The organism is Luteimonas terricola, from assembly GCF_004352845.1.
GTDB classification, from domain to species: domain Bacteria; phylum Pseudomonadota; class Gammaproteobacteria; order Xanthomonadales; family Xanthomonadaceae; genus Luteimonas; species Luteimonas terricola.
Genome location: NZ_SJRX01000006.1, coordinates 209,768 through 236,752, shown reverse-complemented (window position 1 = coordinate 236,752; position 26,985 = coordinate 209,768). Strand labels below are relative to the sequence as shown.

The 26,985-nt window shown below is 71.1% G+C and carries 25 protein-coding genes; 12 read left to right on the top strand and 13 right to left on the bottom strand.

Annotation, left to right across the window (positions count from 1 at the left end):
- The first annotated feature begins 10 nt into the window (after positions 1-10).
- The 3 genes from E2169_RS10930 (at position 11) to E2169_RS10920 (ending at position 2,694) form a co-directional block, all read left to right on the top strand.
- The gene (locus E2169_RS10930) at positions 11-1,534 is read left to right on the top strand and encodes a YifB family Mg chelatase-like AAA ATPase (RefSeq protein ID WP_132986632.1); all 1,524 of its coding nucleotides are present in this window, start codon (positions 11-13) and stop codon (positions 1,532-1,534) included.
- A gap of 87 nt (positions 1,535-1,621) precedes the next feature.
- Positions 1,622-2,020, top strand: coding sequence for an MbcA/ParS/Xre antitoxin family protein (locus E2169_RS10925; protein ID WP_132986631.1), 399 nt, complete (start codon positions 1,622-1,624; stop codon positions 2,018-2,020).
- Positions 2,020-2,694, top strand: a complete 675-nt coding sequence (locus E2169_RS10920) for an RES family NAD+ phosphorylase (RefSeq protein ID WP_132986630.1) — start codon at positions 2,020-2,022, stop codon at positions 2,692-2,694. Before E2169_RS10925 ends, E2169_RS10920 begins: the two co-directional genes overlap by 1 nt.
- A gap of 39 nt (positions 2,695-2,733) precedes the next feature.
- Here the strand turns inward: E2169_RS10920 and aceA are convergent, their stop codons facing one another.
- Positions 2,734-4,026 carry an isocitrate lyase gene (gene aceA, locus E2169_RS10915; protein ID WP_132986629.1) on the bottom strand — a complete coding sequence of 431 codons (1,293 nt, stop codon included), beginning with the start codon at positions 4,024-4,026 and terminating at the stop codon, positions 2,734-2,736.
- Positions 4,027-4,196: 170 nt separating this feature from the next.
- The gene (aceB, locus tag E2169_RS10910; protein ID WP_132986628.1) at positions 4,197-5,813 is read right to left on the bottom strand and encodes a malate synthase A; all 1,617 of its coding nucleotides are present in this window, start codon (positions 5,811-5,813) and stop codon (positions 4,197-4,199) included.
- A 117-nt stretch (positions 5,814-5,930) separates the two neighbouring features.
- On the opposite strand from aceB, the gene E2169_RS10905 reads away from it, so the two are divergent.
- Complete coding sequence (locus tag E2169_RS10905) at positions 5,931-6,893, top strand: LysR family transcriptional regulator (protein WP_132986627.1); 963 nt, start codon at positions 5,931-5,933, stop codon at positions 6,891-6,893.
- A 50-nt stretch (positions 6,894-6,943) separates the two neighbouring features.
- Here E2169_RS10905 and E2169_RS10900 read toward each other — a convergent pair whose 3' ends face one another.
- Positions 6,944-7,996 (bottom strand): LysR family transcriptional regulator, encoded by a 1,053-nt coding sequence (locus E2169_RS10900; protein WP_132986626.1) that lies wholly within the window; start codon positions 7,994-7,996, stop codon positions 6,944-6,946.
- 126 nt (positions 7,997-8,122) lie between these two features.
- Here E2169_RS10900 and E2169_RS10895 point away from each other — a divergent pair, with 126 nt between their 5' ends.
- The 7 genes from E2169_RS10895 (at position 8,123) to E2169_RS10870 (ending at position 16,817) form a co-directional block, all read left to right on the top strand.
- On the top strand, positions 8,123-8,380 hold the full coding sequence (locus E2169_RS10895; RefSeq protein ID WP_132986625.1) for a hypothetical protein: 258 nt from the start codon (positions 8,123-8,125) through the stop codon (positions 8,378-8,380).
- Complete coding sequence (locus E2169_RS10890; protein ID WP_132986624.1) at positions 8,377-9,126, top strand: SDR family NAD(P)-dependent oxidoreductase; 750 nt, start codon at positions 8,377-8,379, stop codon at positions 9,124-9,126. The genes E2169_RS10895 and E2169_RS10890 overlap by 4 nt, the downstream gene beginning before the upstream one ends.
- Complete coding sequence (locus E2169_RS10885) at positions 9,123-10,331, top strand: efflux RND transporter periplasmic adaptor subunit (RefSeq protein WP_132986623.1); 1,209 nt, start codon at positions 9,123-9,125, stop codon at positions 10,329-10,331. Before E2169_RS10890 ends, E2169_RS10885 begins: the two co-directional genes overlap by 4 nt.
- Positions 10,332-10,504: 173 nt before the next feature.
- Positions 10,505-13,681, top strand: coding sequence for an efflux RND transporter permease subunit (locus E2169_RS10880; RefSeq protein ID WP_132986622.1), 3,177 nt, complete (start codon positions 10,505-10,507; stop codon positions 13,679-13,681).
- Positions 13,674-13,814 carry a hypothetical protein gene (locus E2169_RS14270; protein ID WP_165942401.1) on the top strand — a complete coding sequence of 47 codons (141 nt, stop codon included), beginning with the start codon at positions 13,674-13,676 and terminating at the stop codon, positions 13,812-13,814. The genes E2169_RS10880 and E2169_RS14270 overlap by 8 nt, the downstream gene beginning before the upstream one ends.
- Positions 13,807-15,318: an efflux transporter outer membrane subunit gene (locus tag E2169_RS10875; protein ID WP_207918387.1), complete on the top strand. Its 1,512-nt coding sequence runs from the start codon at positions 13,807-13,809 to the stop codon at positions 15,316-15,318. The genes E2169_RS14270 and E2169_RS10875 overlap by 8 nt, the downstream gene beginning before the upstream one ends.
- Positions 15,319-15,416: 98 nt before the next feature.
- Positions 15,417-16,817: a M28 family metallopeptidase gene (locus tag E2169_RS10870; protein WP_132986620.1), complete on the top strand. Its 1,401-nt coding sequence runs from the start codon at positions 15,417-15,419 to the stop codon at positions 16,815-16,817.
- On the opposite strand, the gene E2169_RS10865 is transcribed toward E2169_RS10870, so the two are convergent.
- The 9 genes from E2169_RS10865 to oleC form a co-directional block, all read right to left on the bottom strand.
- Entirely contained in the window at positions 16,814-17,884 is a 1,071-nt protein-coding gene (locus E2169_RS10865) for an isoaspartyl peptidase/L-asparaginase family protein (RefSeq protein ID WP_132986619.1), read from the bottom strand. The two genes, E2169_RS10870 and E2169_RS10865, sit on opposite strands and share 4 nt — an antisense overlap.
- A 58-nt stretch (positions 17,885-17,942) precedes the next feature.
- Positions 17,943-18,548, bottom strand: coding sequence for a lysophospholipid acyltransferase family protein (locus E2169_RS10860; RefSeq protein ID WP_132986618.1), 606 nt, complete (start codon positions 18,546-18,548; stop codon positions 17,943-17,945).
- A 16-nt stretch (positions 18,549-18,564) separates the two neighbouring features.
- Positions 18,565-18,984, bottom strand: coding sequence for an alternative ribosome rescue aminoacyl-tRNA hydrolase ArfB (arfB, locus tag E2169_RS10855; protein WP_132986617.1), 420 nt, complete (start codon positions 18,982-18,984; stop codon positions 18,565-18,567).
- Positions 18,985-19,015: 31 nt separating this feature from the next.
- On the bottom strand, positions 19,016-19,804 hold the full coding sequence (locus E2169_RS10850) for a pseudouridine synthase (protein WP_132986616.1): 789 nt from the start codon (positions 19,802-19,804) through the stop codon (positions 19,016-19,018).
- A 119-nt stretch (positions 19,805-19,923) separates the two neighbouring features.
- The gene (gene ubiB / locus E2169_RS10845; protein WP_132986615.1) at positions 19,924-21,597 is read right to left on the bottom strand and encodes a ubiquinone biosynthesis regulatory protein kinase UbiB; all 1,674 of its coding nucleotides are present in this window, start codon (positions 21,595-21,597) and stop codon (positions 19,924-19,926) included.
- Positions 21,594-22,253: a ubiquinone biosynthesis accessory factor UbiJ gene (locus E2169_RS10840; protein ID WP_132986614.1), complete on the bottom strand. Its 660-nt coding sequence runs from the start codon at positions 22,251-22,253 to the stop codon at positions 21,594-21,596. Before E2169_RS10840 ends, ubiB begins: the two co-directional genes overlap by 4 nt.
- A 67-nt stretch (positions 22,254-22,320) precedes the next feature.
- Positions 22,321-22,479, bottom strand: coding sequence for a DUF1328 domain-containing protein (locus tag E2169_RS10835; RefSeq protein WP_132986613.1), 159 nt, complete (start codon positions 22,477-22,479; stop codon positions 22,321-22,323).
- A gap of 62 nt (positions 22,480-22,541) precedes the next feature.
- Positions 22,542-23,546, bottom strand: a complete 1,005-nt coding sequence (oleD, locus tag E2169_RS10830) for a 2-alkyl-3-oxoalkanoate reductase (protein WP_132986612.1) — start codon at positions 23,544-23,546, stop codon at positions 22,542-22,544.
- 42 nt (positions 23,547-23,588) lie between these two features.
- On the bottom strand, positions 23,589-25,307 hold the full coding sequence (gene oleC, locus E2169_RS10825; RefSeq protein ID WP_132986611.1) for an olefin beta-lactone synthetase: 1,719 nt from the start codon (positions 25,305-25,307) through the stop codon (positions 23,589-23,591).
- 77 nt (positions 25,308-25,384) lie between these two features.
- Here oleC and E2169_RS10820 point away from each other — a divergent pair, with 77 nt between their 5' ends.
- A complete protein-coding gene (locus tag E2169_RS10820) occupies positions 25,385-25,840 on the top strand; it encodes a YkgJ family cysteine cluster protein (protein ID WP_132986610.1) in 456 nt (151 codons plus the stop codon).
- A gap of 31 nt (positions 25,841-25,871) precedes the next feature.
- Here E2169_RS10820 and E2169_RS10815 read toward each other — a convergent pair whose 3' ends face one another.
- Positions 25,872-26,789: an alpha/beta fold hydrolase gene (locus E2169_RS10815; RefSeq protein ID WP_132986609.1), complete on the bottom strand. Its 918-nt coding sequence runs from the start codon at positions 26,787-26,789 to the stop codon at positions 25,872-25,874.
- Between the last annotated feature and the right edge of the window lie 196 nt (positions 26,790-26,985).

The window sequence follows — 26,985 nt, the reverse complement described above, 5'->3', positions numbered from 1 at the left end:
GGCACCTGCCATGGCGGGTCTCGCGATCGTGCACGGCCGTGCACGCGCCGGCGTGCGCGCGCCGGAGGTGACGGTCGAGGTCTACATGAGCGGGGGCCTGCCGCGGATGTCGATGGTCGGCCTGCCGGAGGCCGCGGTCCGCGAATCCAAGGACCGCGTGCGCGCCGCCATCCGCTGCGCACAGTTCGAGTTCCCGCCGCGGGTCACCACGGTGAACCTGGCGCCGGCCGACCTGCCCAAGGGCGGCGGCCGCTTCGATCTCCCGATCGCGCTGGGCATCCTTGCGGCCAGCGGACAGCTGCCGCGCACGGCGCTGTCGGGCCACGAATTCCTGGGCGAGCTGGGCCTGACCGGCGAACTGCGTGCGGTCGATGGCGTGCTGCCGGCAGCGCTGGCCTGCGGCGAAGCGGGGCGGGTGCTGGTGGTGCCCGCCGCCAACGGCGCCGAGGCGGCGCTCGCCCGCGGCGTGGACGTGCGCGTGGCGCGCACGCTGTCCGAAGTCTGCGCGCACCTGGCGGGGCAGCGGCCGCTGCCGAAGGCCGAGGCCAGTCCCGCCGACACCGGCCCCGCCGCCGGTATCCCCGACCTTGCCGACGTGCGGGGACAATTGCGCGCACGGCGCGCGTTGGAGATCGCAGCGGCCGGCGGGCATCACCTGCTGCTCTCCGGTAGCCCCGGCTGCGGCAAGACCCTGCTCGCTTCGCGCCTGCCGGGCATCCTGCCCGTGGCCAGCGAGGCCGAGGCCCTGGAAACCGCGGCCATCGCATCGGTCAGCGGTCGCGGCATCGACCCCGCGCGCTGGCTGCAGCGCCCCTTCCGCGCGCCGCACCACACCGCCAGCGCCATCGCCCTGGCCGGCGGCGGAAGCGAGCCGCGCCCGGGCGAGATCTCGCTGGCGCACCACGGCGTCCTGTTCCTGGACGAGCTGCCGGAGTGGAGCCGCCATGTCCTCGAGGTCCTGCGCCAGCCGCTCGAGTCGGGCACGGTCACCGTCTCGCGCGCGGCCCGGCAGAGCGAGTTCCCGGCGCGCTTCCAGCTCGTCGCCGCCATGAACCCCTGCCCCTGCGGCTGGGCCGGCGATGCCTCCGGCCGCTGCCAGTGCGGCGTCGACGCCGTGCAGCGCTATCGCATGCGGGTGTCGGGGCCACTGCTGGACCGCATCGACCTGCACGTCGACGTGCCGCGCGTGTCGTCCGCCGAGCTGCGGCCGGACGCGTCGCCCGGAGAACCCAGTGCCGCCGTGCGCGCCCGCGTCGAGGCGGCACGCGCGCGGCAGAGCGCGCGCGCGGGCGTGCTCAACGCCCACCTCGACCAGGCCGGGACCGCGGCGCATTGCCGCCTGGGCGCAACCGACCAGGCGCTGCTCGAACGCGCCATCGACAGCCTGCAGCTGTCGGCGCGGGCGATGCACCGGATCCTGCGGGTGGCGCGGACGATCGCGGATCTCGCCGGCAGCGAGTCCATTGGCAGCGCGCACCTGGCGGAGGCGCTGGGGTATCGGGGGATCGACCCGCGAGGCCAGGTCGCCGCATGAAACGCCCGGGCGGAGCCTGATCCCGGATTGGCGAAAAGTCTCTTTTAGGACTATAATTGTCCTTAAGTCCAAACAGGGACAGAGACCATGCCGCATCTCCAGGTAGTCAACGTACCGGCCCGCCGCGACCTCGCCGGCCCCGCCCTGCGCGCCTTCTTCAACATCACCGAACGCTGGCGCCTCAGCGCCGAGCAGGAGCGCGTGCTCCTCGGCAGCCCCGGCCGCTCCACCTTCTTCCGCTGGAAGCGGGATCGCAGCGGCCAGCTCCCGCACGACGCCCTGGAGCGCATCAGCTACGTCCTGGGCATCTACAAGGCGCTGCACCTGATCTTCAGCAACGCGCGCCAGGCCGACGAGTGGGTCCGCCGCCCGAACGCGACGCCGCTGCTTGGCGGCCGCCCGGCGCTGGACCGGATGCTCGGCGGCCAGGTGGCGGACCTGTTCGTGCTGCGCCAGTACCTGGACGCCCAGCGGGGCTGGAGCTGATGCAGGCGCCCGTCGCCCGGGTGCGGTTCCGGTCGGCGTACCGGATCGTGTCCAGCCGCTTCCCGCCCGTGGGCGTCTTCGACACCATCGCCGACCCCGCGGACATCGATGCCCTCCACGAACTGGAGTCGATGACCAACCCGCGCGTGCGCGACGAGCTGGGCGCGATCGAACTGGTGCCGGCGCGCAGGCGCATTTCCGGCCCCGGCACCACCCCGATCATGGCGGCCTTCACCCATCTCAATCCGGAAGGCTCGCGCTTCACCCCCGGCTGGTACGGCGTCTACTACTGCGCCCGCGAACAGCAGACGGCCGTGGTCGAAACGGTGTTCCACAGGGAGCGCTTCCTGCGCAGCACGGACGAACCCGCCTGTGTCCTGGACATGCGCTGCTACGTCGGTGAAGTCGACAGCCGGCTGCACGATATCCGCGGCAGGTATCCCGGACTCCACGACCCCGACAGCTACGTCGCCAGCCAGCGCCTCGCGGTCGAGTTGCGGACGGAAGGCGGCAACGGCATCGTCTATGACAGCGTGCGTGCGCCGGGTGGCACCTGCCTGGCCGCGTTCTACCCGGACGTGTTGAAGCCGGTACACCAGGGGCCGCATCTCCAGTACCACTGGGACGGGGAGCGGATCGCGCACGTCACGGAAGCAAGAACCGTCCCGTTCTGACCGCCGCTTTCCCCCGCAAGCGGGGTTAAGGGCTCGCGATCAAGCCGCCGCGACCTTGAACTGCTCCTCCTCCGTCGATCCTGCCAGCGCCGTCGTCGACGACTGCCCCTGCTGGATCGCCTGCGTCACCGCGTCGAAATAGCCGGTGCCCACCTCGCGCTGGTGCTTCACCGCGGTGAAGCCCTTGTCGGCGGCCGCGAACTCCGATTCCTGCAGCTCCACGAAGGCGCTCATCTGCCGGCGCGCATAGCCGTGGGCCAGGTTGAACATCGAGTAGTTCAGCGCGTGGAAGCCGGCGAGGGTGATGAACTGGAACCTGTAGCCGTAGGTGGCGATCTCGTCCTGGAACTTCGCAATCGTCGCGTCGTCGAGGTTCTTCTTCCAGTTGAAGCTTGGCGAGCAGTTGTAGGCCAGCATCTTGCCCGGGTACTTCTCGTGGATGGCCTCGGCAAACGCGCGGGCGAAGCCGAGGTCGGGCTTGCCGGTCTCGCACCACACCAGGTCCGCATAGGGCGCGTAGGCCAGGCCGCGGCTGATCGCCTGGTCGAGGCCGTTGCGGGTCTTGTAGAAGCCTTCGACGGTGCGCTCGCCGGTGGTGAAGGGGCGATCGTTGTCGTCGACGTCGCTGGTCAGCAGATCGGCCGCCTCGGCATCGGTGCGCGCAACCAGCAGCGTCGGCACGCCGCAGACGTCGGCGGCCAGGCGCGCGGCGTTGAGCTTCTCGACCGCCTCGCGAGTCGGCACCAGCACCTTTCCGCCCATGTGGCCGCACTTCTTGACGCTGGCGAGCTGGTCTTCGAAATGCACGCCGGCGGCGCCGGCCTCGATCATCGCCTTCATCAGCTCGAAGGCGTTGAGCACGCCGCCGAAGCCGGCCTCGGCGTCGGCCACGATCGGCTGCAGGAAGTCGATCGAGTCGTCGCCCTCGGCATGATGCAGCTGGTCGGCGCGCAGCAGTGCGTTGTTGATGCGCTTCACCACCGCGGGCACCGAGTCGGCCGGGTACAGCGACTGGTCGGGATACATCTGGCCTGCAAGATTGGCGTCGGCCGCGACCTGCCAGCCGCTGAGGTAGATCGCCTTCAATCCGGCCTTGACCTGCTGCATGGCCTGGTTGCCGGTGAGCGCGCCGAGCGCGTTGACGTAGTCGCGTTCGTGCAGCGAGCTCCACAGCTTCTCCGCACCCAGGCGCGCGAGCGAGTGCTCGACGTGCACGGTGCCGCGCAGGCGCACGACGTCCTCGGCCGCGTAGTTGCGGGTGATGCCGGCCCAGCGCGGGCTGGTGGCCCAATCGTTGCGGATGGCTTCGGCGTTCGGAAGCTTCGTGCTCATGTGGGGATCTCCGGTGGGATTGTGCTGCGTGCTCTTGTGGGAGCTGTCATGGCCGCGATCGCGGGTGCGGGCTTTTGTGGTGGGAACGGCCTTTGTGGGAGCGGCTATAGCCGCGATCGGGGTTGCCGGAATCACGGCTATAGCCGCTCCCACAGGGGGGGATGGAACGCTCAGGCCAATCGTTCGTATGCCGGCAAGGTCAGGAACTCCTCAAGCGTGTCGCTGCGCGTCAGCTCTTCGAGCATCGCGATCGCCTCGGCAACGCGCGGGGCGCCCGGCATCGGCCCTTCCGCGGCCAACCGCGAAGGCAGGTTCAGCAGCGCCTGTTCGAACAGGCAGTCATCGATCACGGTGCCGTCGGCGAGGCACAGCGGCTCGCCGCCGCGGTCGCCGGCGTGCAGCCACTGCCACAGCTGCGTGCGCGCGATCTCGGCAGTGGCGGCGTCCTCCATCAGCCAGTGGATTGGCACGCAGCCGTTGCCGTCGAGCCAGGCGGCGAGATAGCGCACGCAGACTTCGACATTCCCCTCGAAGCCGGCGCGGGTGATGCTTCCCACCGGCGGCGCGATCAGCGCGTCGCGATCGACCACGACGTCCTCGCGCGCCACCGCATGCTGGTGCGGCCCCGGCATCGCCTCGTCGAAGATCGCCTTCGCGATCGGCACCAGCGCCGGATGCGCCACCCAGGTGCCGTCGTGGCCGGCGCCGGCCTCGCGCAGCTTGTCGGCGCGCACGCGCGCCAGTGCCGTCTCGTTCGCCTCGGGGTCGCCGGAGATCGGGATCTGCGCCGCCATGCCGCCCATCGCATGCGCGCCGCGGCGGTGGCAGGTGCGCACCAGCAGTTCGGAATAGGCCTTCAGGAAGGGCTGCGTCATCGTCACCTGGCCGCGCTCGGGCAGCACGCGGCCGCGGTGGGCGCGGAAGGTCTTGATGTACGAAAAGATGTAGTCCCAGCGCCCGCAGTTGAGGCCGGCGATGCGGCCGCGCAGGGCGTGCAGGATCTCGTCCATCTCGAACACCGCCGGCAGCGTCTCCACCAGCACGGTGACCTTGATGCAGCCTTCGGGCAGGCCCAGCACCTGCTCGACGTGCGCCAGCGCCTCGTCCCACAGCGCCGCCTCCTCCATCGACTGCAGCTTGGGCAGGTAGAGGTAGGGACCACGATCCTTCGCCACCAGCGCGGCGGCGTTGTTCAGGCAGAACAGCCCGGCGTCGAACAGGCTGGCCGAGATCCGTTCGCCGTCGACCAGCAGGTGCTTCTCGTCCAGGTGCCAGCCGCGCGGGCGCACGATCAGGACTGCGCGCTCGGCCTCGGGCTTCATCCGGTAGGACTTGCCGCCCTCGGCGTCGAAGGCGAGCGTCCCGGCGACCGCCTCGCGCAGCGCGCGCTGGCCGGTGAGCAGGGCGCCCCAGGTCGGCGCGGTCGAATCCTCGAAGTCGGCCATGTAGCAGCTGGCGCCGGAGTTGAGCGCGTTGATGACCATCTTCGGATCGACGGGACCGGTGATCTCGACGCGGCGGTCCAGCAGGGCCACCGGCAGCGGCGCCACCGTCCAGTCACCCTCGCGGATGGCGCGGGTGTCGGCGCGGAAGTCCGGCAGGCCGCCGCCGTCGAAGACGGCCTGGCGCTCGCGGCGCGCGATGAGCAAGGCCCGCCGGCTGCGTTCGAAGTGCTGGTGCAGACCGCCCAGGAACGCCAGGGCACGGTCGTCGAGCAGGTCGGGCGCGGCGTCCGCACCCGGCGCGATGCGGGCCTCGGCGACGGCCAAATGGGGGGCTGCGGACATGGTCGGCTCCGGCAAGTGGTTCGGGCAGCCACCATCCACCCGGATCGAAGTATTTGACAAAACAGATATAACAATGCGATTGATAATCTGTACTTATACTTTAGGCAGAATGCGGCCTTGGACCCTGTTCGCACCCCCCGATTCGCCTACAAGGGCGACCGCCTGAAGCCTCTGCGGGCCTTCTGCCAGGTCGCGCGTCTGGGTTCGGTGTCGCGTGCGGCCGAAGCGCTGTACGTCAGCCAGCCCGCCGTCAGCCAGCAGCTGCAGGCGCTGGAGCGCGAGATGGGCGCGAAGCTGTTCGAGCGCAGCGGCCGCCGCATGCTCCCCACACCCGAGGGCGAGGCGCTGTACGAACTGGCACGCCCGCTGGTCGACGGCATCGACGCGCTGCCGGCCGCCTTTCGCCGCCAGCTCACGGGCATGGACGCCGGCGAGCTGGAGATCGCCGCCAACAGCTCCACCATCCTCTACCTGCTGCCGCGGATCGTCGGCGCCTACCGCGAACAGCGTCCCCAGGTGCGCCTGCGCCTGCACAACACCATCAGCGCCGACGGCACCGACCTGCTGCGCGCGGACACGGTGGAACTGGTGGTCGGCTCGATGCTCGACGTGCCCGCCGACCTCAGCTACGTGCCGGTGTACTCGTTCACGCCGATGCTGATCACGCCGCTCGACCACCCGCTGGCGAGCACTCCGCGCCTGACGCTCGAAGACATCTCACGCCACGGCCTGATCCTGCCGCCGCAGCGGCAGGTGACCTGGCGCCTGGTCGACCTGGTGTTCCAGCAGGCGCGGGTGCCGTACACGGTGTCGCTGGAGGTCGGCGGCTGGGAGGTGATCAAGCAGTACGTGGCCATGGGCCTGGGGATCTCGATCGTGAGTTCGATCTGCCTGGACGATGCCGACGCCCAGCGCCTTGCGATCCGGCCGTTGGACGCCTGGTTCCCCGCGCGCAGCTACGGCGTGGTGGTGCGCAAGGGCAAGGTGCTGTCGCCGCAGGCGCGCGCGTTCATCGACCTGATCAAGCCGGACCTGTTCGTGCGCCGCAGCCACGAGGACAGCGGGCACTCCGAGCGCTGAAGGCCCGGCCGCGGACGGGCCACGCGCGGCACCCTCGCCCGGCCCCCGGCTCAGGCCACCTTTTCGAACTCGCGGTCGCGGTCCCCGCGCTTGCCGCCCGTGGCCGCGGCTGTCGCCGGCTGCCGCGACACCCGGTCGAGCTCGGCCACGACCTCCTGGCGCTGGTCGGGGCAGCGCGTGTTCGGGCACAGCGCCTGCATGTAGTCGGCATCGAAGCACAGGCGCTCGACCAGGAAGTCGACGAAGGCGCGCACCTTGGGCGAGGTGACGTGCCCGCGCGGGAACACCGCGTTGAAGTCCAGGTCCGGGCCGGTCCAGCCGGCCAGCACGCGCTGCACCATGCCCTGCTCGGCGTAGGCCTTGACGGTGACGTCGCTGGCCAGCATCAGCCCCTCGCCGCAGAGCAGCGCGCCCTTGAGCGCGGCGGGGTCGCTGGCGACCAGGATCGGATCGATGCGGTACTCGGCGCGCTGCCCGTCGTCGCCGAGCGACCAGTAGTAGTTGCCGTTGCGCCGCGACTTCTGCATCGCCAGGGTGCGGTGGTGCTGCAGGTCGTCCGGGTGCAGCGGCTCGCCGTAGCGCTCGATGTAGGCCGGGCTGGCATAGACCTGGGTGCGGAACACCGCGAGCCGGCGCGCCACCAGGTTCGAATCGGGCAGGTTGCCGATGCGCAGCGCGAGATCGATTTCTCCGTCGATCAGGTCGACCTGCTCGTTGCTGAGCGACATCTCCAGCCGCACCTCCGGGTGCTGGGCGTGGAACGCACCCAGCAGCGGTGCGATCCAGGCGATGCCCGCCGAGTACGGGGCGCTGAAGCGCAGCCAGCCGCGCGGACCGCCCTGCAGCTGGCCGACCGCGCTCTCGGCCTCTTCGAGTTCTCGCGCGATGCGCTGGCAGTGCTCGTAGTAGACGCTGCCGGCTTCGGACAGGCCGAGCTTGCGCGTGGTGCGGTGGAGCAACTGCGCACCCAGGCGCGCCTCGAGCTCCTGCACCTTGCGGCTGACGGTGGTCTTGGGCAGGCGCAGGGCCTTGGCCGCGGCGATGAAGCTGCCGAGTTCCACCACCTTGACGAAGATCAGCGTGTCGTTGAGATCGCGACTCATGGGGTGACTCCGGGAACGGGGGACTGGATTGGACCAGAGAGGGGACAATTATTCCCCGATCTGAGGACTAATCAAGTGCCGTCCCTGCGCCTATCTTGTCGGCCATCCCCGCAACGGCTGTCCGTCATGTCGCGCTCCACCCGCCGCCTCCTGCTCCGCAACGCGCTGTCCACGCTGATCATCGTGGACCTGCTTGCCCTGCTCGCACTCATTGCAAATCAATGGCTTGTGCATGACACGGCATACGCGTGGGGTATTGCCACGATGCTGGCACTGCCGCTGTATCCGCTGGCGCGGCGGCTGTCGGACCAGGTACTGGCGATGGCCGATCACGCCGCCGGCATCCCGGATACGGGAGAACAAATCCCGGAGGCGGGACAATGAGCGGCCGCCTGATTGTCCTGGGTGCCACCGGGTCCATTGGCCGGGCGGTGGTCGGACAGGCGCTGGCCGATGGCCGCGATGTGGTCGCGGTGGCCCGCGACGCCCGCAGGTTGGCGCAGCTCGAACGCGAGCACGGCCGCCACGCCGGGATCGTCACCCTGGCCGCCGCGATCGCCAGCGACGACGATGCCGCGCGGCTGGCGGCGCGCATCCAATCGCTCCCGGGCGCGCCGCCACTCGGCATGGTCGCCGCGATCCGCGGCCAGGCCGGACGCGGCCGCCTGCTCGATGCCCGCGCCGACTTCCTGCAGCGCCGCCTGGACGAGGACCTGCTGCCGCATCTGTTCGCCGCGCGCCACCTGATGCCGCTGCTGGCGCGGCAGCCGGACGCCGGTTACGTGCTGGTCGGCGGCCCCGGTGCGGAGCAACCCTGGGCCGGCTACGGCCACCACTCCATCGGCGCCGCGGCGCTGCGGATGCTGGCGCGCGTGCTCCACGACGAAGCCCGCGCGCTGCCGCTGCGGGTACGGATGCTGTCGGTCGACTCGCCGGCACGCACCGCGCTCAACGCCCGCCACGCCTGCGAACGCTGGCCCGACGCCGGCGCGATCGCGCGCCAGGCCCTGTACCTGCTCGACGGCGGCGGCTGCGCGCAGCCACTGATCCGCTTTCCGATCGGCGCCGCCATGGCGGCGACTCCCCTCCCATCGGCCTTCCCCGCTTCCAAGGAAAACCCCACGCCATGAACATCCGCAGCGTCAGCATCAATTCCAGCATCCGCCTGTCCCTGGTCGCGATCGGGCTGGCCGCCGCCATCGCGCTGGCCGGTTCGGGCTGCAGCAGCGACGCAGCGGCCAACCCCGATGCACCGCCGGCGCCGGGCGTCGGCGTCGCCACCGTCGTCGACACGCCGGTGCGGCAGTGGGACGAGTTCAGCGGCCGCATCGCCGCGGTGGAATCGGTCGAGCTGCGGCCACGCGTCAGCGGCTACGTGCAGCGCGTGGCCTATGACGAGGGCAGCGAAGTCGAGAAAGGCGATCTGCTGTTCGTGATCGACCAGCGCCCCTATCGCGCCGCGCTCGACCAGGCCGAGGCCCAGCTCGAGCGCGCACGCGCCGAAGCAAGGCTGAGCCGCAACCAGCACACGCGTGCGCAGTCGCTGGTCGAGGCGCGCGCGATCTCGCGCGAGGAGTTCGAGACCCGGCGCGCCGCGTCCGCCGAGGGCGCTGCCGGCGTCCGCGCCGCCGAGGCCGCGGTGGCCGCGGCGCGCCTGGACCTGCAGTTCACCGAGGTCCGCGCGCCGGTCGCCGGACGCGCCGGGCGCGCCCTGGTCACCGCGGGCAACCTCGCCCAGGCCGATGCCACCCTGCTCACCACGGTGGTCTCGCAGGATCCGGTGCACGTGCACTTCGATGCCGACGAGCGCGCCTTCCTGCGCTACCAGGCCCTGTCGCGCAGCGGCGCGCGCGACGCGACCAGCAACCCGGTGCGCGTCGGCCTGATGGACGAAGAGGGCCATCCGCACGCCGGCACCGTGGACTTCGTCGACAACCGGGTCGACAGCGCCACCGGCACCGTGCGCGCGCGCGCCGTGCTGCCCAACCCCGACCGCGTGTTCACGCCCGGGCTCTTCGCCCGCGTGCAGCTCGAGGGCAGCGCCGAGTTCGACGCGCTGCTGGTGGACGACAAGGCGGTGCTCACCGACCAGGACCGCAAGTACGTCTACGTGCTGGGCGACGACAACACCGCGCAGCGCCGCGACGTGACCCTCGGCCGCGTGGTCGACGGCCTGCGCGTGGTCGAGACCGGCCTCGAATCCGGCGACCAGGTCATCGTCGCCGGCGTGCAGAAAGTGTTCTTCCCCGGGATGCCGGTCGCGCCGGAACAGGTCGCGATGACGCCCGAGCAAGCGCCGGATGCCGCCGTGATCGCCGCGGCGGCTACGCGATGAGCTGACACCCGCCTCCACGCCTCCGCGCCGCCCCGGGCGCGGAGGGTTTTCCCCGCCGGCGGTCGACCCGTCCACCAGCCCTCCCCCCGGGGCCGGGTCGACGCCGGCATCTCTCCTCCCCAGCCCCGCCGTGCGGGGCGCGGACCGCGCGGCCTGGCCGCGAAGGATTCGACATGGATTTCTCCAGGTTCTTCATCGACCGCCCGATCTTCGCCGCGGTGCTGTCGATCGTGATCTTCGCCGCCGGCCTGATCTCGATCCCGCTGCTGCCGATCGGCGAATACCCCGACGTGGTGCCACCCTCGGTGGTGGTGCGCACCGTCTATCCGGGCGCCAACCCCAAGGTGATCGCTGAAACCGTGGCGACTCCGCTGGAAGAAGCGATCAACGGCGTCGAGGACATGATGTACCTCAAGTCGGTCGCCGGCTCCGATGGCGTGCTGCAGATGACGGTGACCTTCGAGCCGGGCACCGACCCCGATGACGCCACCGTGCGCGTGCAGAACCGCGTCAGCCAGGCGCTGGCGCGGCTGCCCGAAGACGTGCGCCGCCAGGGCGTGACCACGCAGAAGCAGTCGCCGGTGTTCCTGATGGTGGTGCACCTGACCTCGCCCGACGGCCGCTACGACACCCTGTACCTGCGCAACTACGCGCGCCTGCACGTCAAGGACGCGCTGGCGCGGATCAGCGGCGTCGGCGACGCGCAGGTGTTCGGCGGCGGCGACTATGCGATGCGCGCCTGGCTCGACCCGGACAAGATCGCCTCGCGCGGACTCACCGCCAGCGACGTGCTGCGCGCGATGCGCGAACAGAACGTGCAGGTCTCCGCCGGCCAGCTCGGCGCCGAGCCGATGCCCGACAGCGACTTCCTCACCCTGATCAACGCCCGCGGCCGCCTGGAGACCGAAGAGGAGTTCGGCGACATCGTGGTCAAGGCCGGCATTGACGGCGAAATCGTGCGCCTGTCCGACGTCGCCCGCCTGGAGCTGGGCGCCGGCGACTACACCCTGCGCTCGCAGCTCGACGGCAAGGACGCGGTCGGCATCGGCATCTTCCAGGCGCCGGGCGCGAACGCTCTGGAGATCCGCGACGCGGTGATCGCCTCCATGGACGAGGTCTCGCAGCGCTTCCCCGAAGGCGTCGAATACGAGGCCGTCTACGACACCACCATCTTCGTGCGCGACTCGATCAAGGCCGTGCTCACCACGCTGCTCGAGGCCGTGCTGCTGGTGGTGCTGGTGGTGATCCTGTTCCTGCAGACCTGGCGGGCCTCGATCATCCCGCTGCTCGCGGTGCCGGTGTCGATCGTCGGCACCTTCGCCGCGCTGTACCTGCTCGGCTTCTCGATCAACACGCTCACCCTGTTCGGGCTGGTGCTGTCGATCGGCATCGTGGTCGACGACGCGATCGTGGTGGTGGAGAACGTCGAGCGCAACATCGAGGAGGGCCTGAGCCCGCTCGAGGCCGCGCACCAGGCCATGCGCGAAGTGTCCGGGCCGATCATCGCCATCGCGCTGGTGCTGTGCGCGGTGTTCGTGCCGATGGCCTTCCTGTCCGGCGTGACCGGGCAGTTCTACAAGCAGTTCGCGGTCACCATCGCGATCTCCACGGTGATCTCGGCGATCAACTCGCTGACCCTGTCGCCGGCGCTGGCCGCGCGCCTGCTGAAGCCGCACGACGCGCCGAAGGACGCACCCACGCGGCTGATCGACCGCCTGTTCGGCTGGGTGTTCCGGCCGTTCAACCGCTTCTTCGGCGCCAGCTCCGACAGGTACCAGGGCGCGGTCTCGCGCGCGCTTGGCCGCCGCGGCATGGTGTTCGTGGTCTATGCCGTGCTGCTGGCGGGTACCGGACTGATGTTCAAGGCGGTGCCGTCGGGCTTCATCCCGGTGCAGGACAAGCTGTACCTGGTCGCCGGCGTGAAGCTGCCCGAGGGCGCCTCGATCTCGCGCACCGACGCATTGCTGTCCAGGGTCAGCGAGATCGCGATGGAGACCGACGGCGTCGCGCACTCGATCGCCTTCCCGGGGCTCAATGCGGTGCAGTTCACCAACACGCCCAATACCGGCGTGGTGTTCCTGCCGCTGGAGCCGTTCGGCGAGCGCACGCGCAGCGCGCTGGAGATCAATGCCGAGATCAACCAGAAGATCGCGGGGCTGCAGGAAGGCTTCACCTTCTCGGTCATGCCGCCGCCGATCCTCGGCCTGGGCAACGGCGCCGGCTACCAGCTGTTCATCGAGGACCGCGCCAACCTCGGCTACGGCGCGCTGCAGGAGGCGACCAGCGCCATGCAGGGCGCGCTGATGCAGACGCCGGGCATGGGCTTCGCCAACACCACCTACCAGGCCAACGTGCCGCAGCTCGATGCCGAGGTCGACCGGGTCAAGGCCAAGGCCCAGGGCGTGCCGCTGACCGAGCTGTTCGACACCCTGCAGACCTACCTGGGTTCGGCCTACGTCAACGACTTCAACCGCTTCGGACGCACCTGGCAGGTGATCGCGCAGGCCGATGCGCCCTTCCGCGACAGCGTCGAGGACATCGCCAGGCTGCGCACGCGCAACGACCGCGGCGAGATGGTGCCGATCGGTTCGATGGTCGAAGTCAGCCAGACCTACGGCCCGGATCCCGTGCTGCGCTACAACGGCTATCCGGCCGCCGACCTGGCCGGCGACGTCGACCCGCGGGTGATGTCGTCCACGGAAGGCATGGCCAGGGTCGCGGAGCTGGCCGCCGGCATCCTGCCCCACGGCATGTCGATCGAGTGGACCGACCTGAGCTGGCAGCAGGCCGCCCAGGGCAACGCCGCGCTGGTGGTGTTCCCGCTCGCGATCCTGCTGGCCTTCCTGGTGCTGGCGGCCCTGTACGAAAGCTGGACCCTGCCGCTGGCGGTGATCCTGATCGTGCCGATGTGCATGCTGTCGGCGCTGCTCGGCGTCTGGCTGACCGGCGGCGACAACAACGTCTTCGTGCAGGTGGGCCTGGTGGTGCTGATGGGCCTGGCGTGCAAGAACGCGATCCTGATCGTCGAGTTCGCGCGCGAGCTGGAGCTGCAGGGCAAGGGGATAGTGACTGCGGCGCTGGAAGCCTGCCGGCTGCGCCTGCGCCCGATCATCATGACCTCGATCGCCTTCATCGCCGGCACCGTGCCGCTGGTGCTGTCGTCGGGCGCTGGCGCCGAGGTGCGCTCCGCCACGGGGATCACCGTGTTCGCGGGCATGGTCGGCGTGACCCTGTTCGGCCTGTTCCTGACGCCGGTGTTCTACGTCGCGCTGCGCAAGCTGGTGACGCGGCCGGTGGCCGGGCCCGATCCCGCGCGGCCCGCCGCGGCAACGGAGGTGGTCCGTGCCTGAACGCATGCTCGAAATCCCTTCGTTCGAAGAGATCCGCCGCATCCTCGGCGACAACGACGACACGGCCGCTCCGGCACCGGCGAACGATCCGGACCGGCGGCCCGACGACACCACGGAGAACGATGATGACTGACTTCCGCCGCGCCGCCATGCCGGTGCTCACCTCCACGGTGCTGGCGCTTGCGCTGGCCGCCTGCAGCGTCGGGCCGGACTACGTGCGGCCCGACCTGCCCACGCCGGCGGTGTTCCACGGCGCGCCGGCGACGACCGGGCTGGAAACCGCGGATGCCGCCGCAGGGACCGCAGCCACCGCGGAAGCCGGCGCACCCACGCCCGCAACGGCCGACGACCGCTTCTGGCGCGGCTTCGGCGATCCGCTGCTGATGGCGCTGGTCGAAGACGCGCTGGCCGCCAACCACGACCTGCGCATCGCGCTCGCTCGCTACGATCGCGCCAACGCACTGCTGCGCGGCGCGAAGTTCGACCGCTTCCCGACGATCACCGCCAACGCCGAGGCCGGCGAGTCGCGGGCCAGCGCCGACCAGGCGCCCGGCGTCGCCCGCGGCGACCGCGACGGCGAGAGCTACAGCGCTGGCATCGCCGCGGCCTGGGAGCTGGACCTGTTCGGGCGCATCCGCCGCGGCGTCGAGGCCGGCCGCGCCGAGGCGCTCGCCGGTTACACCGACCTGCAGGCCGCGCAGGTGGCGATCGCCGGTGAAGTCGCGCATGCCTACCTCGAGCTGCGCGGGGCGCAGGAGCGCCTGCGCGTCGCCCGCGGCAACGCCGACAACCAGCGCGAGACCGTCGACCTGGTCCAGGCCCGCTTCGATGCCGGCCGCGACAGCGAGTTCGACACCGCGCGCGCCGGCGCCCAGCTGGAAGCGACGCTGAGCCGGATCCCTGCCCTCGAAGCCCAGGTGGCGTTCTCCATCCACCGTCTCGGCGTGCTGACCGGCCGCACGCCCGACGCACTCGCGGCCCTGCTCGGCGAAGCCGCGCCCCTGCCCACGCTTCCCGGCGCGATCGATCCCGGCACGCCGGGCGAGCTGCTGCGCCGCCGGCCCGACGTGGCCGCCGCCGAGGCGCGGCTGCACGCGGCCACCGCGCGCATCGGCGTCGCCACCGCCGACCTCTTCCCCCGCTTCACCCTGGGCGGCCTGATCGGCAGCCAGGCGATCGACAGCGACATGCTGTTCGAGCGCGACAGCGAGACGCGCTTCATCGCGCTGGGCATCGACTGGTCGTTCCTCGACATCGGCCGCGTGCGCGCGCGCATTGCCGCCGCCGACGCCGATGCCGCCGGCGAACTCGCCTACTACCAGCAGACCGTGCTGCTGGCCCTGGAGGACACCGAGAACGCGCTGGTCCGCCTGGACCGCGCGCGCGCCGAGGATGCGCATCTCGAACGCGCCGCCCGCGACAGCGCGCGGGCCGCGGAGCTCGCCCGCATCCGCTTCGATGCCGGCGCCATCGGCCTGCTGGAAGTGCTCGACGCGGAGCGCACCCGATTGCAGGCCGAGGACGCCTTCGCCGCCGGGCGCACCCGCAGCGCCACCGGTGCGGTGGCGCTGTACCGTGCGCTGGCCGGCGGCTGGCCGCATTCGCTGGCGCTGCAGGAGGTGATCAGCCGGCGCTGATGTCCGGCGCGGGGCCCGGGCCATCCTGCGATGCGGGACGCATCCGCGCCGCCGATGGCGTACGGTTGCGTCCTTCGCCCGAACGCCGGAGCCCGCGCATGCGCCACCTGCCCATCGCCATCCTGTCCGCCTGCCTCGCGACGCCCGTCGCCGCCCCCGTCGCCGCCGCGGATGCGCCGGTGGCGCCGCCGGCCACGCAGGCGCTGCTGCATGACATCGGCACCGCGCCTTCGGCCGCGCGCATCGAGGCCGATATCCGCCAGCTGGTGTCGTTCGGCACCCGCCACACGCTGTCGGACACGGCATCGGACAGCCGCGGCATCGGCGCGGCGCGGCGCTGGATCCACGCCGAGTTCGAGCGCATCTCGGCGCAGTGCGGCGGCTGCCTGGAGGTGATCGATGTCGCCGGCACGATCTCCGGCGAGGACCGCATCCCCGAGCCGACCGAAGTCGTCAGCGTGCTCGCGATCCAGCGCGGCACGAGCGATCCGGGCCGCTACGTGATCATGAGCGGCGACATCGACTCGCGCGTCTCCGACGTGATGGACTTCAGCTCCGACTCGCCGGGCGCCAACGACAACGCCTCCGGCGTCGCCGGCGCGCTCGAGGCGGCACGGATCCTTTCGAAGCACCGTTTCCCCGGCACCATCGTCTATGCCGCGCTCTCCGGCGAAGAGCAGGGCCTGTTCGGCGGAAAGATCGTCGCCGCGAAGGCACAGCAGGACGGCTGGCGCATCGAGGCGGTGCTCAACAACGACATGATCGGCAACATCGCCGGGGGCAACGGCGTGGTCGACAACACCACCGCACGCGTGTTCGCCGAGGGAACCCGCGTGACCGAGACGCCGGAGGACGCCAGGCAGCGCCGCTTCACCGGCGGCGAGGTCGATTCGCCCTCGCGCAACCTGGCCCGCTACATCGACCGCATGGCCGACCTCTACGTTCCGAACCTCGACGTGATGATGGTCTACCGGCTCGACCGCTTCGGGCGCGGCGGCCACCACCGCCCCTTCAACGACCTCGGCTATCCGGCGGTGCGGGTGATGGAGACCAACGAGAACTACGACCGCCAGCACCAGGACCTGCGCACGGAGGGCGGCATCGCCTACGGCGACGTGATCGAAGGCGTGGACTTCGACTACGTCGCAAAGCTCACCGCGCTCAACGCCGTCAGCCTGGCCGGCATGGCTTCGGCGCCGCCACCGCCGGCGGACGTGTCGATCACGGGCGCGGTCACCGCCGACACCACCCTCGGATGGACACGCCCGCCCGCGTCGCAGGCGCCCGACCTCGCCGGCTACAGGGTCCATTGGCGGCTGACCACCGAGCCGCAGTGGACGCACAGCGTCTACGTCGGCGACGTGACGCAGCACACTTTGAAGAACGTGGTGATCGACAACTATTTCTTTGGCGTGTCCGCCGTCGCGAAGGACGGCGCCGAAAGCCCGGTCGTGTTCCCGGGCGCGGCGGGCAGCTTCGGCGGCTACGGGACGCCCTAGCGGCCCGGAAGCGCCTCGTCGGCGAACACCGCCACGTGCGGCACGCCGTCGGCACCGATCCAGCCGCGGTACATGCCTTCGGTGTTGAAGGGGAAGGCGACGTTGCCCGCCGCGTCGATCGCGATCGCGCCGCCGTCGCCGCCCGCGCGCACGACCTCGCCGTTGATCACCGCGTCCGCGGCGGCCGCGATGCCTTCACCACGATGGCGCACGCGCGCGCAGACCTCGTGCGCCGCAGCGGTGCGGATATAGAACTCGCCCCAGCCGGTGCCCGAGACCGCGCAGCGCGCGTCCGCCCAGGTGCCGGCGCCGATGATCGGCGCGTCGCCGACGCGGCCCCAGCGCTTGTTGGTCATGCCGCCGGTGGAGGTGCCGGCGGCGAGGTGACCCTCGACATCGAGCGCCACGGCGCCGACGGTGCCGAAATACTTCAGGCCGCGACGCTCCACGTCCACGTCCGCGTCCACGCCAGCCCCGGCCTCCGCGCCCTCCGCGGCGTCCTTGCGCAGCGCGCGCTGCAGCTGTTCCCAGCGCCGTTCGGTGCGGAAATAGGACGGGTCGACCAGCTCGATGCCCTGTCCTTCTGCAAAGGTTTCCGCGCCGCTGCCGACCAGCATCACATGCGGGGAGTGCTCCATCACCGCGCGCGCCAGCAGGATCGGATTGCGCACCCGCTGCACGCCGGCCACCGCGCCCGCGCTGCCGTCACGGCCATCCATGAGCGAAGCATCGAGCTCGTTGCGGCCTTCGTGCGTGAACACCGCGCCGTGCCCGGCATTGAAGGCGGGATCGTCCTCGAGCACGGTGATCGCGGCGATCACGGCGTCGAGCGCCGCCGCCCCGGCCTGGAGCTTCGCGTGGCCCGCCAGCAGCGCGCGCTCGAGTCCCGCACGGGCGGCGGCCTGGTCCCCGGGCGACAGGCCGGCACGCACCACGCCGGCGCCGCCGTGGATGGCAAGCACGGGCTTTGCCGCGGCTTCGTCCGCGTTCGCGGCGGACACCGGCGCCAGCAGCGCCAGGCAGGCCAGCGCCGCAATGATGGCAAGCTTTCGTCGATGTTGCTTCATGTACTTCTCCTCGAAATCACCGCCGCCGGCCGCCGCGGCAGGACCAGCCGTCAGCACCTCACACCGTACCGCGGTTGCGCCCCTGCCACGGTCGGTACCACTCGCGGATGCGGCGCATGTCCTCGACCGCATCTTCGCCCGCCTGGAACAGCGGGCCGATGCCGATGACCTTGTCCGGATAGTGGAAGTACACCGGCAGCACCGGCACGTCGGCGGCGCGGGCGATCTTCAGGAAGCCGCTCTTCCAGTGCTCCACCGGCTTGCGCGTGCCCTCCGGCGCCAGCCCGAACCAGAAGCGGTCGTGGGTGCGGATCATCGCCGCGACCTGCTCCACGACGCCCGCCGAACGGTTGCGATCGACCGCGATCACGCCGAGCTTGCGCAAGAGCGGCCCCAGCGGCCACCAGAACAGCTCGCGCTTGCCGAGGAGCTTGATGTCCAGGCCCAGGCCCAACTTGACCGCGAAGCCCCAGATGCCATCCCAGTTGGACGAATGCGGCGCCGCGATCAGGACCAGGCGCGGCTCGTCCGGGAACTCGCCAACCACGCGCCAGCCACCGAGGCGGAGGATGCCGCGCCCGAGCCAGCGCGTGAACCGGTTGCGCTTCACCCGCGGCACCTGCGGAGGCAGGGGCGGCAGGATGTCGGCGTTCGCTCCGCTCATGGGCCTCCCGTGCCGCTCAATCCCAACCCTTCCCCGTGCGGCCACGCTTGATCGTACTCCGCTCGCGCTTGGCATCCAGCCGCCGTGCCTTGGAAGCGCGGCTGGGCCTGGTCGGGACGCGCTTCTTCGGCGCCTTGCGGCCGGACTCGATGAACGCCGCCAGCCGCTCGCGCGCATCCTGGCGGTTGCGGTCCTGGGTGCGGAAGCGCTGCGCGTTGAGTACCAGCACGCCGTCGTCGGTGAGGCGGCGATCGCGCTTGGCGAGCAGACGTTCGCGCACGGGCTCGGGAAGCGAAGGCGAGTTGGCGATGTCGAAGCGCAGCTCGACCGCGGTCGCGACCTTGTTGACGTTCTGCCCGCCCGGGCCCGATGCGCGCACGAAGCGTTCGATGATTTCGGCTTCGGGAATTTCGATGGCGGATGGCGTGGTGGTCATGGGCGTCCGGAATCGATGGCCAGCGCGACGGTCAGCGCGGTCCCGCCTCGGCAGCCGGCGCGGCATCGGCGGGCTGCGTGAAGAATGCCAGCGCGCGCGCGAACTCCGCGTCAGGCGGCGCCACCGCGTGCACGCGTCGCGCCGGGTCCCATGGATGCGGGAACGAAAGCTGCTCCGCGTGCAGCAGCATGCGATGGATGCCGAGCATGCGGAAGCTGCGGTTGTGGCGGCCGTCACCGTGGCTGGTGTCGCCGATCAGGTGGTGCGAAAGGTGCTTGAGGTGGCGGCGGATCTGGCGGAAGCGCCCGGTCTGCGGCCAGGCGCGCAGCAGCGCGTAGCGCGAGGTCTCGAAGCCGGCCGAGGGCACCGGCAGTTCGGCCGTGGCCAGGCGTTCGAAGCGCGTCACCGCGGGCTTCTTCTGCGGCTTGCCGGGGCCGCCGTCCAGCGGATGGTCGACCGTGAATTCCGCGTCCGCGGGCCAGCCGCGACACACGGCGAGATAGGCCTTGTCGACCTCCCCGGCCATCAGTGACTTGCCCAACGCCGAGGCGGTCTCGCGATTGAAGGCCAGCAGCAGGCAGCCGCTGGTGGCGCGGTCCAGGCGATGCACGAGGAAGATCGGCTTGCCGAACTGCGCACGCAGGCGGTCGGCGGCAAAGTCGCTCTCGCCGCGCGCGAGCTTGCTGTCGTGGACCATCAGCCCGGCGGGCTTGTCGACCACCGCGAAGGTGTCTTCCAGATGCAGGACGCGGAGCGGGGACTCCGCACGTGGTCCGGCATCTGCAGCCGCATTCGCATCTGCACTTGTAGGAGCAGCCATGGCTGCGACCCGGTCACCCCCAACGCCACCGGCAAGAGCGGATTCGGCTGCCAGCACATTGCGGTCGCAGCTATGGCTGCTCCTACAGGGGTCTGGCGGCACCGTCGCAGCCTGCTGGTTCACGGCCGCGGGCGGGCGGCGATGATGGCCCACAGGCCGCCGATGCCGGCGACCCAGGCCGCCACCGGCACCGACCACAGCCGCGGCCCGCCGGCGTCGAGGCCGTACAGCACCGCGGCCGCCACCAGCAGGCCCACGCCGAGGATCGCGGCCACGGTGCGGCGCTGCATCGCGCGCATCACGTCGACCAGGTCGGCCATTTCCTTCGAGTGCATGCCCAACTGGTGCCGGCCCTCCACCTGCTGCGTCAGCCAGGCGTGCAGCAGGCCCGGCATTTCCGGCGCGCGGGTGGCCAGCTCCGGCAGTCGCTTGCGGAACTCGCTGGCCAGCCGCTGCGGGCTGTAGCGCTCGGCCAGGATGCGTTCCAGCACCGGTCGCGCCACCGCCCAGATGTCGATCGTCGGATCCAGGTGGCGGCTCACGCCCTCGACGTTGAGCAGGGTCTTCTGCAGCAGGATCAGCTGCGGCTGCAGGGTCAGCTGGTAGCGCTGCGCGGTGCGGAACAGCTTCAGCAACACCTCGCCCAGCGAGAACTCCGACAGCGGGCGCGTGAAGTACGGTTCGCACACGCCGCGCACCGCGGCCTCGAGTTCGTCCAGGCGCAGGTTCGACGGCATCCAGCCCGCCTGCACGTGCAGTTCGGCGATGCGCCGGTAGTCCTTGTTGAAGATCGCCATGAAGTTCTCGGCGAGGTAGTACTGGTCGTCGCCCGACAGCTGGCCGACGATGCCGAAGTCCAGCGCGATGAAGCGCGGGTTGGCGCGTCGCGCCGGATCGTCATCCACCCAGATGTTGCCGGCGTGGGCATCGGCGTGGAAGAAGTTGTCGCGGAAGACCTGGGTGTAGAACACGCGCACGGCCTTGGCCGCCAGCAGCTTGCGATCCATGCCCGCGGCCTCGATGGCGGCGATGTCGTCGCTGGGGATGCCGCTGACGCGCTCCAGCGTCAGGATGCGCTCGGTGCTGTGCGACCACACCGGCGCCGGCACGTAGAGGTCGGTGGAATTCTCCCAGTTGCGGCGCAGCACGGAGGCGTTCGCGCCTTCGCGCTGCAGGTCGAGCTCGGCCGCGAGCGTGCTCGCGACTTCCTCCACCACCTCGCGCGGGCGGATCTTCCCGGCATTGGGATGGGTGCGCTCGACGAAGCCGGCGATGCGCTCGAGCAGCCGGATGTCGGCGGCGATGCGCGCGTCGATGCCGGGACGCAGCACCTTCACCACCACCTCGCGCGGCGGCTGGCCGTCGACACCGGACAGCAGTGCCGCATGGACCTGCGCCACGGACGCGGACGCCAGCGGCACCGTGTCGAACGCGGCAAAGGCCTCGCCGACCGGGCGCTCCAGCTCCCGCTCGACGATGGCACGCGCGACCTCGCCGTCGAACGGTGCCACCTGGTCCTGCAGCAGCACCAGCTCGTCGGCGACGTCGGCCGGCACCAGGTCGCGGCGGGTCGACAGCACCTGTCCGAACTTGACGAAGATCGGCCCCAGCTCCTGCAGCGCCAGGCGCACGCGCGCGCCGCGCGGCAGGTCGGTGACCTCGCGCGAGGCGCGCGGCACGAAGGGGCGCAGCAGCCACAGCCAGCGCCCGGCCGGCGTGCCCTCGGCCAGGTTGTGCAGGCGATAACGGAGCAGGACGCGCCCGATCTTCAGGGCGTGCAGCGCCGACCTCACCGCGCGCCCCCGGCGGCCGAGGCCAGGCGGGTGACGCGCGCGGCGATGCGCTCGACATCGTCGCGCAGCGTATCCACGTCGTCGTGGAAGGCGTCGAGTTCGTGGCGGCCGACCACGTCGCGCGACTCCTCGACCACGTATTCGGCCGCGGTGGCGGCGAAGCCTTCGCCCGCGCGGCGCGCGCCCTTCAGCGCGGACGCCGCGGCGTTCGCCACCTGCACGCCCATGACCTCGCCGAAGGCCGCCACGAACGGCCGCTGCCAGTCCGGATCGAAGCGTTGCGCCAGCCGCTGCAGCGCGCGCGCCAGCTCGGCATCGCCCTCGATGCGCAGGCGCCCGCTGGGCGTGGCGTGCTCGTCGGCCGCGCCGAGCATGCCCTGCAGCTGGCCGAGCAGGCCGCCCAGCGTGGTGCGCACCGAGAGGTCGGGCGTGGTGGCGTCCGCATCCACCGGTCCGACCCGCAGCGCCTCGCCATCCACGCGGATCGACACCGCCAGCGGTGGCGATGCCAGGTGCAGGGCCACGCGGCGGCCATCCAGCCTGGACAGCGCCTGGCGGGTGTCGTCGTCGAGGGCGAGCGCACGGTTTAGCGCTGACTCCAGCGCACGACCGGCCAGCGGCTTCAAGCCGGACAGCGGGGATGGGGATCGGGCCATGGCCGGCATTGTAGCGGCCAGCCCGGGGCCGCCGGCGCGCCGCCGGGGCGGCGGCCGGCAGCGTGGCTCAGACCTTTCGACCGCGGAAGAACGAGATCGCGGCCAGCACCAGGAACACGATGAAGAGGATCCAGGCGATGTTGCTTGCGGCACCCGCGATGCCGCTGAAACCCAGTACGGCCGCAACCAGGGCGATGACGAGGAAGATGACGGCGTAGCTCAGCATGGTGGCTCTCCAGTCCGTCGGAGCGCGGACGGCTTGGCGCCATGTTCACGGGGCCGGGGTCGTCAGGAAGTGACGGCGCCCCGGCTGGCCGCGGCCAGTCGTTCGAGGCCTTCGGCGATCGACACCCGGGGCACGTAGCCGAAGTCGCGGGTGGCCGGCGCCATGTCGTACCAGTGCGTGGTGCTGAGCTGCTCGGCCAGGAAGCGGGTCATCGGCGGCTCCGAGCGCAGGCGCAGCAGCGGCCACAGGGTCTCGCAGGCCGCACCGACCGCATAGGCCACGCCGAAGGGGATCGAACCCTCGACCTCGGGCGCGCCCGTCGCGCGCAGCAGGGCATTGACGATCTCGCGCGCGGCCATGGGTTCGCCGTTGCTGATGAAGTAGGCGCGACCGGCGCAGGCGGCGCCGATGTCCAGATGCTCGAGCGCATCGAAATGGGCCTGGGCCGCGTTGTCGATGAAGGTGGTGTCGATGCGGTTCATGCCGCCGCCGACGAAGCGCAGGCGCCCGGCGCGGGCGCGTTCGGCCAGGCGCGGCACCAGCTGGTTGTCGCCCGGCCCCCAGATCAGGCGCGGGCGCAGGGCGACCGTGGCCAGGGTGTCGTCGTTGGCGGCGAGCACGCACTTCTCGGCGATCAGCTTGGTGGCCGCGTACGGCGCCTTCAGGTCTTCGCCATAGGGCACGGTGTCGGCGGTGCCACCTTCCACCGGATGCGTGGCGCGGTGGGTCACGCTGGGCGAAGAGGTATGGACCAGGCGCCCGATGCCGTGTTCCCGGCAGCCGGCCAGCACATTGCCGGTGCCCATCACGTTGGCGCGGTGGTAGCTGTCGTAGCTGCCCCAGGCGCCGGCCTTGGCGGCGTTGTGCAGCACCGCGTCCATGCCGGCGCAGGCGGCAATGACGGCATGGCGGTCGGCGAGGTCGCCGCGCAGCTGGCGCACGCCGAGCGCGTCGAGCTCCGGATAGTGCCCGCGGTTGAAGCTGGTGACCTCGTGTCCCCGCTCGACCAGGCCGCGGCACAAGGCCTGGCCAAGGAATCCGCCGCCGCCGGTTACCAGTACCCGCACTTCAGTCCTCCATCGCGTCAATCACGCACGTCAATCACTCACTTAATCGGGCGTGGCCGCCGGCGCGAACACCCTGCCGGCGCGCTGCGCGCGCGCGGCCCAGGCGGCCAGCTTCTCGCGGCCGATTTTCGCATTGTGGCGGATGTCGACCGGGAATGCGGGGTGGAAGGCGAAGCTGTCGACGTGCGCGGTGTGGACGAAGCCTTCGCCGTGGTGGCGCAGTTCGTCGGCGATGCGGGCGTGTTCGGACTTGGCGATGCCGGGATGGAGTTCGACGCAGAGCAGCGGGCGCTGGGCGCCGCGTTCGCCGATGCCGACCAGGGCGGTGCGGCGGACGTCGGCGTGCGTGTCGAAGACGGGTTCGACCTGCTCGGTGCACAGCGTGCGCTCCGGCGTGACCACGCGCTGGGACTTGCGGCCGCAGAACCAGAGGCGGCCTTCGACGTCGAAGTAGCCGAGGTCGCCCATGCGGTGGACGATGCGGAACCCGCCTGCGGGCGAAGGTGCCCGAAGGGCGGACGGGGGCGAGCTTGCGGCAGAGCTGCATGCCTCTCGGATTTTCGCCAGCCGGGTCTGCGCGTCGCGGTTGAAATAGGTGTCGGTGGTGCTGGGGCCGGCGACGGTGATTTCGCCCACCTGGCCGGGTCTCGCCAGCAGCGCGTCGGACCATTCGGGGATGGCGGCGTCGGTGACGCGGATGATGCGGACCTCGTTCGGCGGCACCGGGCGGCCGACGCAGGTGCCGGCGCCGGTTTCGGTGCGCTCGCGCAGGGTGACCAGCTCGCGACCTTCGATCACCGCCACCGGCAGGCATTCGGTGGCGCCGTAGGGCGTCCAGAACTGCGCGTCGGCGGGCAGCAGTTCACGCATCTTCGCGACGACCTCCGCCGGCACCGGCGCGCCGGCGGAGGTCACGCGGGTCACGGTGGGCAGCGGCTCGCCATGCTCGGCCAGCACGCGCATCAGCGCCGGCGAACCGAACAGCTGGGTCACCCCGAAGCGCTTGATCGCCGCGTGCAGCTTGCGCGGGTCGGCCTTGCCCGGGCGCGTGGGATCCATGTCCGGGATGATCGAGGTCAGGCCCAGCGCCGGGTCGAACAGTGCGAACGGCGGGAAGGTCGGCAGGTCCACGCCGCCGGGCGACAGCCCGAGCATGCCGCCCAGCATGTCGACCTGGGCCACGAAGTGGCGGTGCCGGTAGACCACGCCCTTGGGCACGCCGGTGGAGCCGCTGGTGAACAGGATGCCCGCCACATCGTCGGGCTGCGTGTCGGTCAGCTGCGCCCCGGCGCTGGCGCCTTCGCGCTCCACCTGGGCGAGCGTCGCGTCGGCCAGCCGCGCGCGCGGCCCGGTGGTGATGCGCACGCGCGCCGCCTTCGCCCAGCCCAGCAGCGTGCGCGCGAACATCGCCAGCGGTACGCCGATGAACGCATCCGGCCGGGCCTCGTCCAGGCACTGCTTCAGCGCGCGCTTGTCGATGCCCGGATCCACCAGCACCGGCACCGCGCCGGCCTTGAACAGCGCGAACATCAGCAGGAAGAACTCGGGCGTCGGCCGCACCATCACCACCGCGCGGCTGCCGCGCGCGATGCCGCGCCCGGCCAGGCCGGCGGCGATGGCGTCGCTGCGCCGATCCAGTTCGCCATAGCTCAGGGCGATGTCGTAGCGGCCGCCACGACCGGGGCAGCGCATGGCGATGCGGTCCGGCGCTTCGGCCGCGAGCCGCGGGAGCGCCGCGGCGATGTTGCAGGGTTCGCTCATGGTCCGATTATCGCCCCTTGCGCGGCACCGCCGGACGGAGAAAGATTCCACTCCGCCCTCCGCCCGGCCACCTGCCGATGCCGCACCCCTGCCTGAGCTGCGGCGCCTGCTGCGCCCACTACCGCGTGAGCTTCCACTGGTCCGAAGCCGAGCCCGCGCTCGGCGGCACGGTGCCGGCGGCGCTGACCGTGCCGCTGCGCAGCCACGAACGCGCCATGCGCGGCACCGCGGGCGGCGACAAGCCGCGCTGCGTCGCGCTGGATGCCGATATCGGCCGGTATTCCCGCTGCACGATCCATCCCGTACGCCCGCAGGCCTGCCGCGACGTCCCCGCGTCCCTGGAATTCGGCCTGCCGAGCCGGCAGTGCGACAACGCACGCATCGCGCACGGCCTGCCGCCGCTCACTCCGGCCGACTGGATCTGGCGCGAGGCCGCGGCAAACGACCGCGATGGCAATCCGCGCGACGACGACGCGCCGAATGACGGCGGTGCACGGCCGCCGCCCGCCCTGCCTCCGCCGATCGCGGCCTGACATCGCTCCGGCGGTCGGCAACGCGCCGGGATCAGAGCGGATTGCGGTCCAGGAAGTCGCGGATCGCCGGCACCAGCACTTCATGCTTGTCTTCCAGCACGTAGTGCCCCGCATCGTCGAACGCCATCACTTCGGCACCCGGCAGCTCGGCCTTGAAGCGATCGAGGAAGTGGTGGTCGAACACGAAGTCCTCCAGGCCCCAGCCAATGAAGGCGGGCAGCCCCGCGTACTCGTGCAGGCGCCGGCCCGCGGCATCGAGCATCGGCCAGGCGCGATCCTTGGGTGACAGCGGGATGTCCTGCATGAAGCGCACCGTGGAGATGCGGTTCTTCCAGCTGTCGTAGGGCGCCACGTAGGCCCGACGCACATCGGCCGGCATCCGTCGCTTCACGCCCAGCCACGAGGCCCCGGCGGAGAACGCGTTGAAGCCGCGGATCACCAGTTCGCCGACGTTGTAGTCGCGGCCCAGTGCGATCTGCCAGGGCATCGCCTTGGTCTCGGGCATCGGGAACGCGGCGGTGTTGAGGATCACCAGCCGCTGCACCTGCGCCTGGTGCGAGAGCGCCCAGCCGAAGCCGATCATGCCGCCCCAGTCGTGCACCGCCAGCGTCACCGGACCATCGATGCCCAGGTGCCCGAGCAGCGCGGACAGGTCGTCCACGCGCGACTGCAGCGTGTAGTCGTAGCGCGGCACCGCGTTCGGACCATCGTCGGGCTTGTCGGAAAGACCCATCCCGACGTGGTCGGGGACGATGCAGCGATAACCCTTGCCAGAAGCGGGATCCGACAGCCCCGCGACCAGCGTGCGCCAGTAATAGCTCCACGACGGATTGCCGTGGACCATGACCACCACTTCGCCGTCGCGCGGGCCCTCGTCGAGATAGCTGAGCTCGATGCCCGGGCGGACCTGGAATCGGTGGCGTGTGGCGGGATAACCGGGAAATTCCATCCGGCAATTGTAGCCCGCCGGCCCGCGCCCGCCCCTGCGGTCCCCGGTCACTCGACGTCAGATCGAGAGGACCAGCCTCAGCCCTCGCCTACTGGCTGAGCTCGAAGTAGCCGGCTATCGATCTCGCAACGGCAAGACCTACGTGGCGCACTGGAAGGCTTGATGTTGCTACGCTGCGGACGCGGTGCCGGTCCGC

Coding starts and splice junctions, on each gene's coding strand:
- E2169_RS10930 (WP_132986632.1), top strand. CDS start 11: ATGGCGGGTCTCGCGATCGTGCACGGCCGTGCACGCGCCGGCGTGCGC.
- E2169_RS10925 (WP_132986631.1), top strand. CDS start 1,622: ATGCCGCATCTCCAGGTAGTCAACGTACCGGCCCGCCGCGACCTCGCC.
- E2169_RS10920 (WP_132986630.1), top strand. CDS start 2,020: ATGCAGGCGCCCGTCGCCCGGGTGCGGTTCCGGTCGGCGTACCGGATC.
- aceA (WP_132986629.1), bottom strand. CDS start 4,026: ATGAGCACGAAGCTTCCGAACGCCGAAGCCATCCGCAACGATTGGGCC.
- aceB (WP_132986628.1), bottom strand. CDS start 5,813: ATGTCCGCAGCCCCCCATTTGGCCGTCGCCGAGGCCCGCATCGCGCCG.
- E2169_RS10900 (WP_132986626.1), bottom strand. CDS start 7,996: ATGAGTCGCGATCTCAACGACACGCTGATCTTCGTCAAGGTGGTGGAA.
- E2169_RS10895 (WP_132986625.1), top strand. CDS start 8,123: ATGTCGCGCTCCACCCGCCGCCTCCTGCTCCGCAACGCGCTGTCCACG.
- E2169_RS10890 (WP_132986624.1), top strand. CDS start 8,377: ATGAGCGGCCGCCTGATTGTCCTGGGTGCCACCGGGTCCATTGGCCGG.
- E2169_RS10885 (WP_132986623.1), top strand. CDS start 9,123: ATGAACATCCGCAGCGTCAGCATCAATTCCAGCATCCGCCTGTCCCTG.
- E2169_RS10880 (WP_132986622.1), top strand. CDS start 10,505: ATGGATTTCTCCAGGTTCTTCATCGACCGCCCGATCTTCGCCGCGGTG.
- E2169_RS10875 (WP_207918387.1), top strand. CDS start 13,807: ATGACTGACTTCCGCCGCGCCGCCATGCCGGTGCTCACCTCCACGGTG.
- E2169_RS10870 (WP_132986620.1), top strand. CDS start 15,417: ATGCGCCACCTGCCCATCGCCATCCTGTCCGCCTGCCTCGCGACGCCC.
- E2169_RS10865 (WP_132986619.1), bottom strand. CDS start 17,884: ATGAAGCAACATCGACGAAAGCTTGCCATCATTGCGGCGCTGGCCTGC.
- E2169_RS10860 (WP_132986618.1), bottom strand. CDS start 18,548: ATGAGCGGAGCGAACGCCGACATCCTGCCGCCCCTGCCTCCGCAGGTG.
- arfB (WP_132986617.1), bottom strand. CDS start 18,984: ATGACCACCACGCCATCCGCCATCGAAATTCCCGAAGCCGAAATCATC.
- E2169_RS10850 (WP_132986616.1), bottom strand. CDS start 19,804: ATGGCTGCTCCTACAAGTGCAGATGCGAATGCGGCTGCAGATGCCGGA.
- E2169_RS10840 (WP_132986614.1), bottom strand. CDS start 22,253: ATGGCCCGATCCCCATCCCCGCTGTCCGGCTTGAAGCCGCTGGCCGGT.
- E2169_RS10835 (WP_132986613.1), bottom strand. CDS start 22,479: ATGCTGAGCTACGCCGTCATCTTCCTCGTCATCGCCCTGGTTGCGGCC.
- oleC (WP_132986611.1), bottom strand. CDS start 25,307: ATGAGCGAACCCTGCAACATCGCCGCGGCGCTCCCGCGGCTCGCGGCC.
- E2169_RS10820 (WP_132986610.1), top strand. CDS start 25,385: ATGCCGCACCCCTGCCTGAGCTGCGGCGCCTGCTGCGCCCACTACCGC.
- E2169_RS10815 (WP_132986609.1), bottom strand. CDS start 26,789: ATGGAATTTCCCGGTTATCCCGCCACACGCCACCGATTCCAGGTCCGC.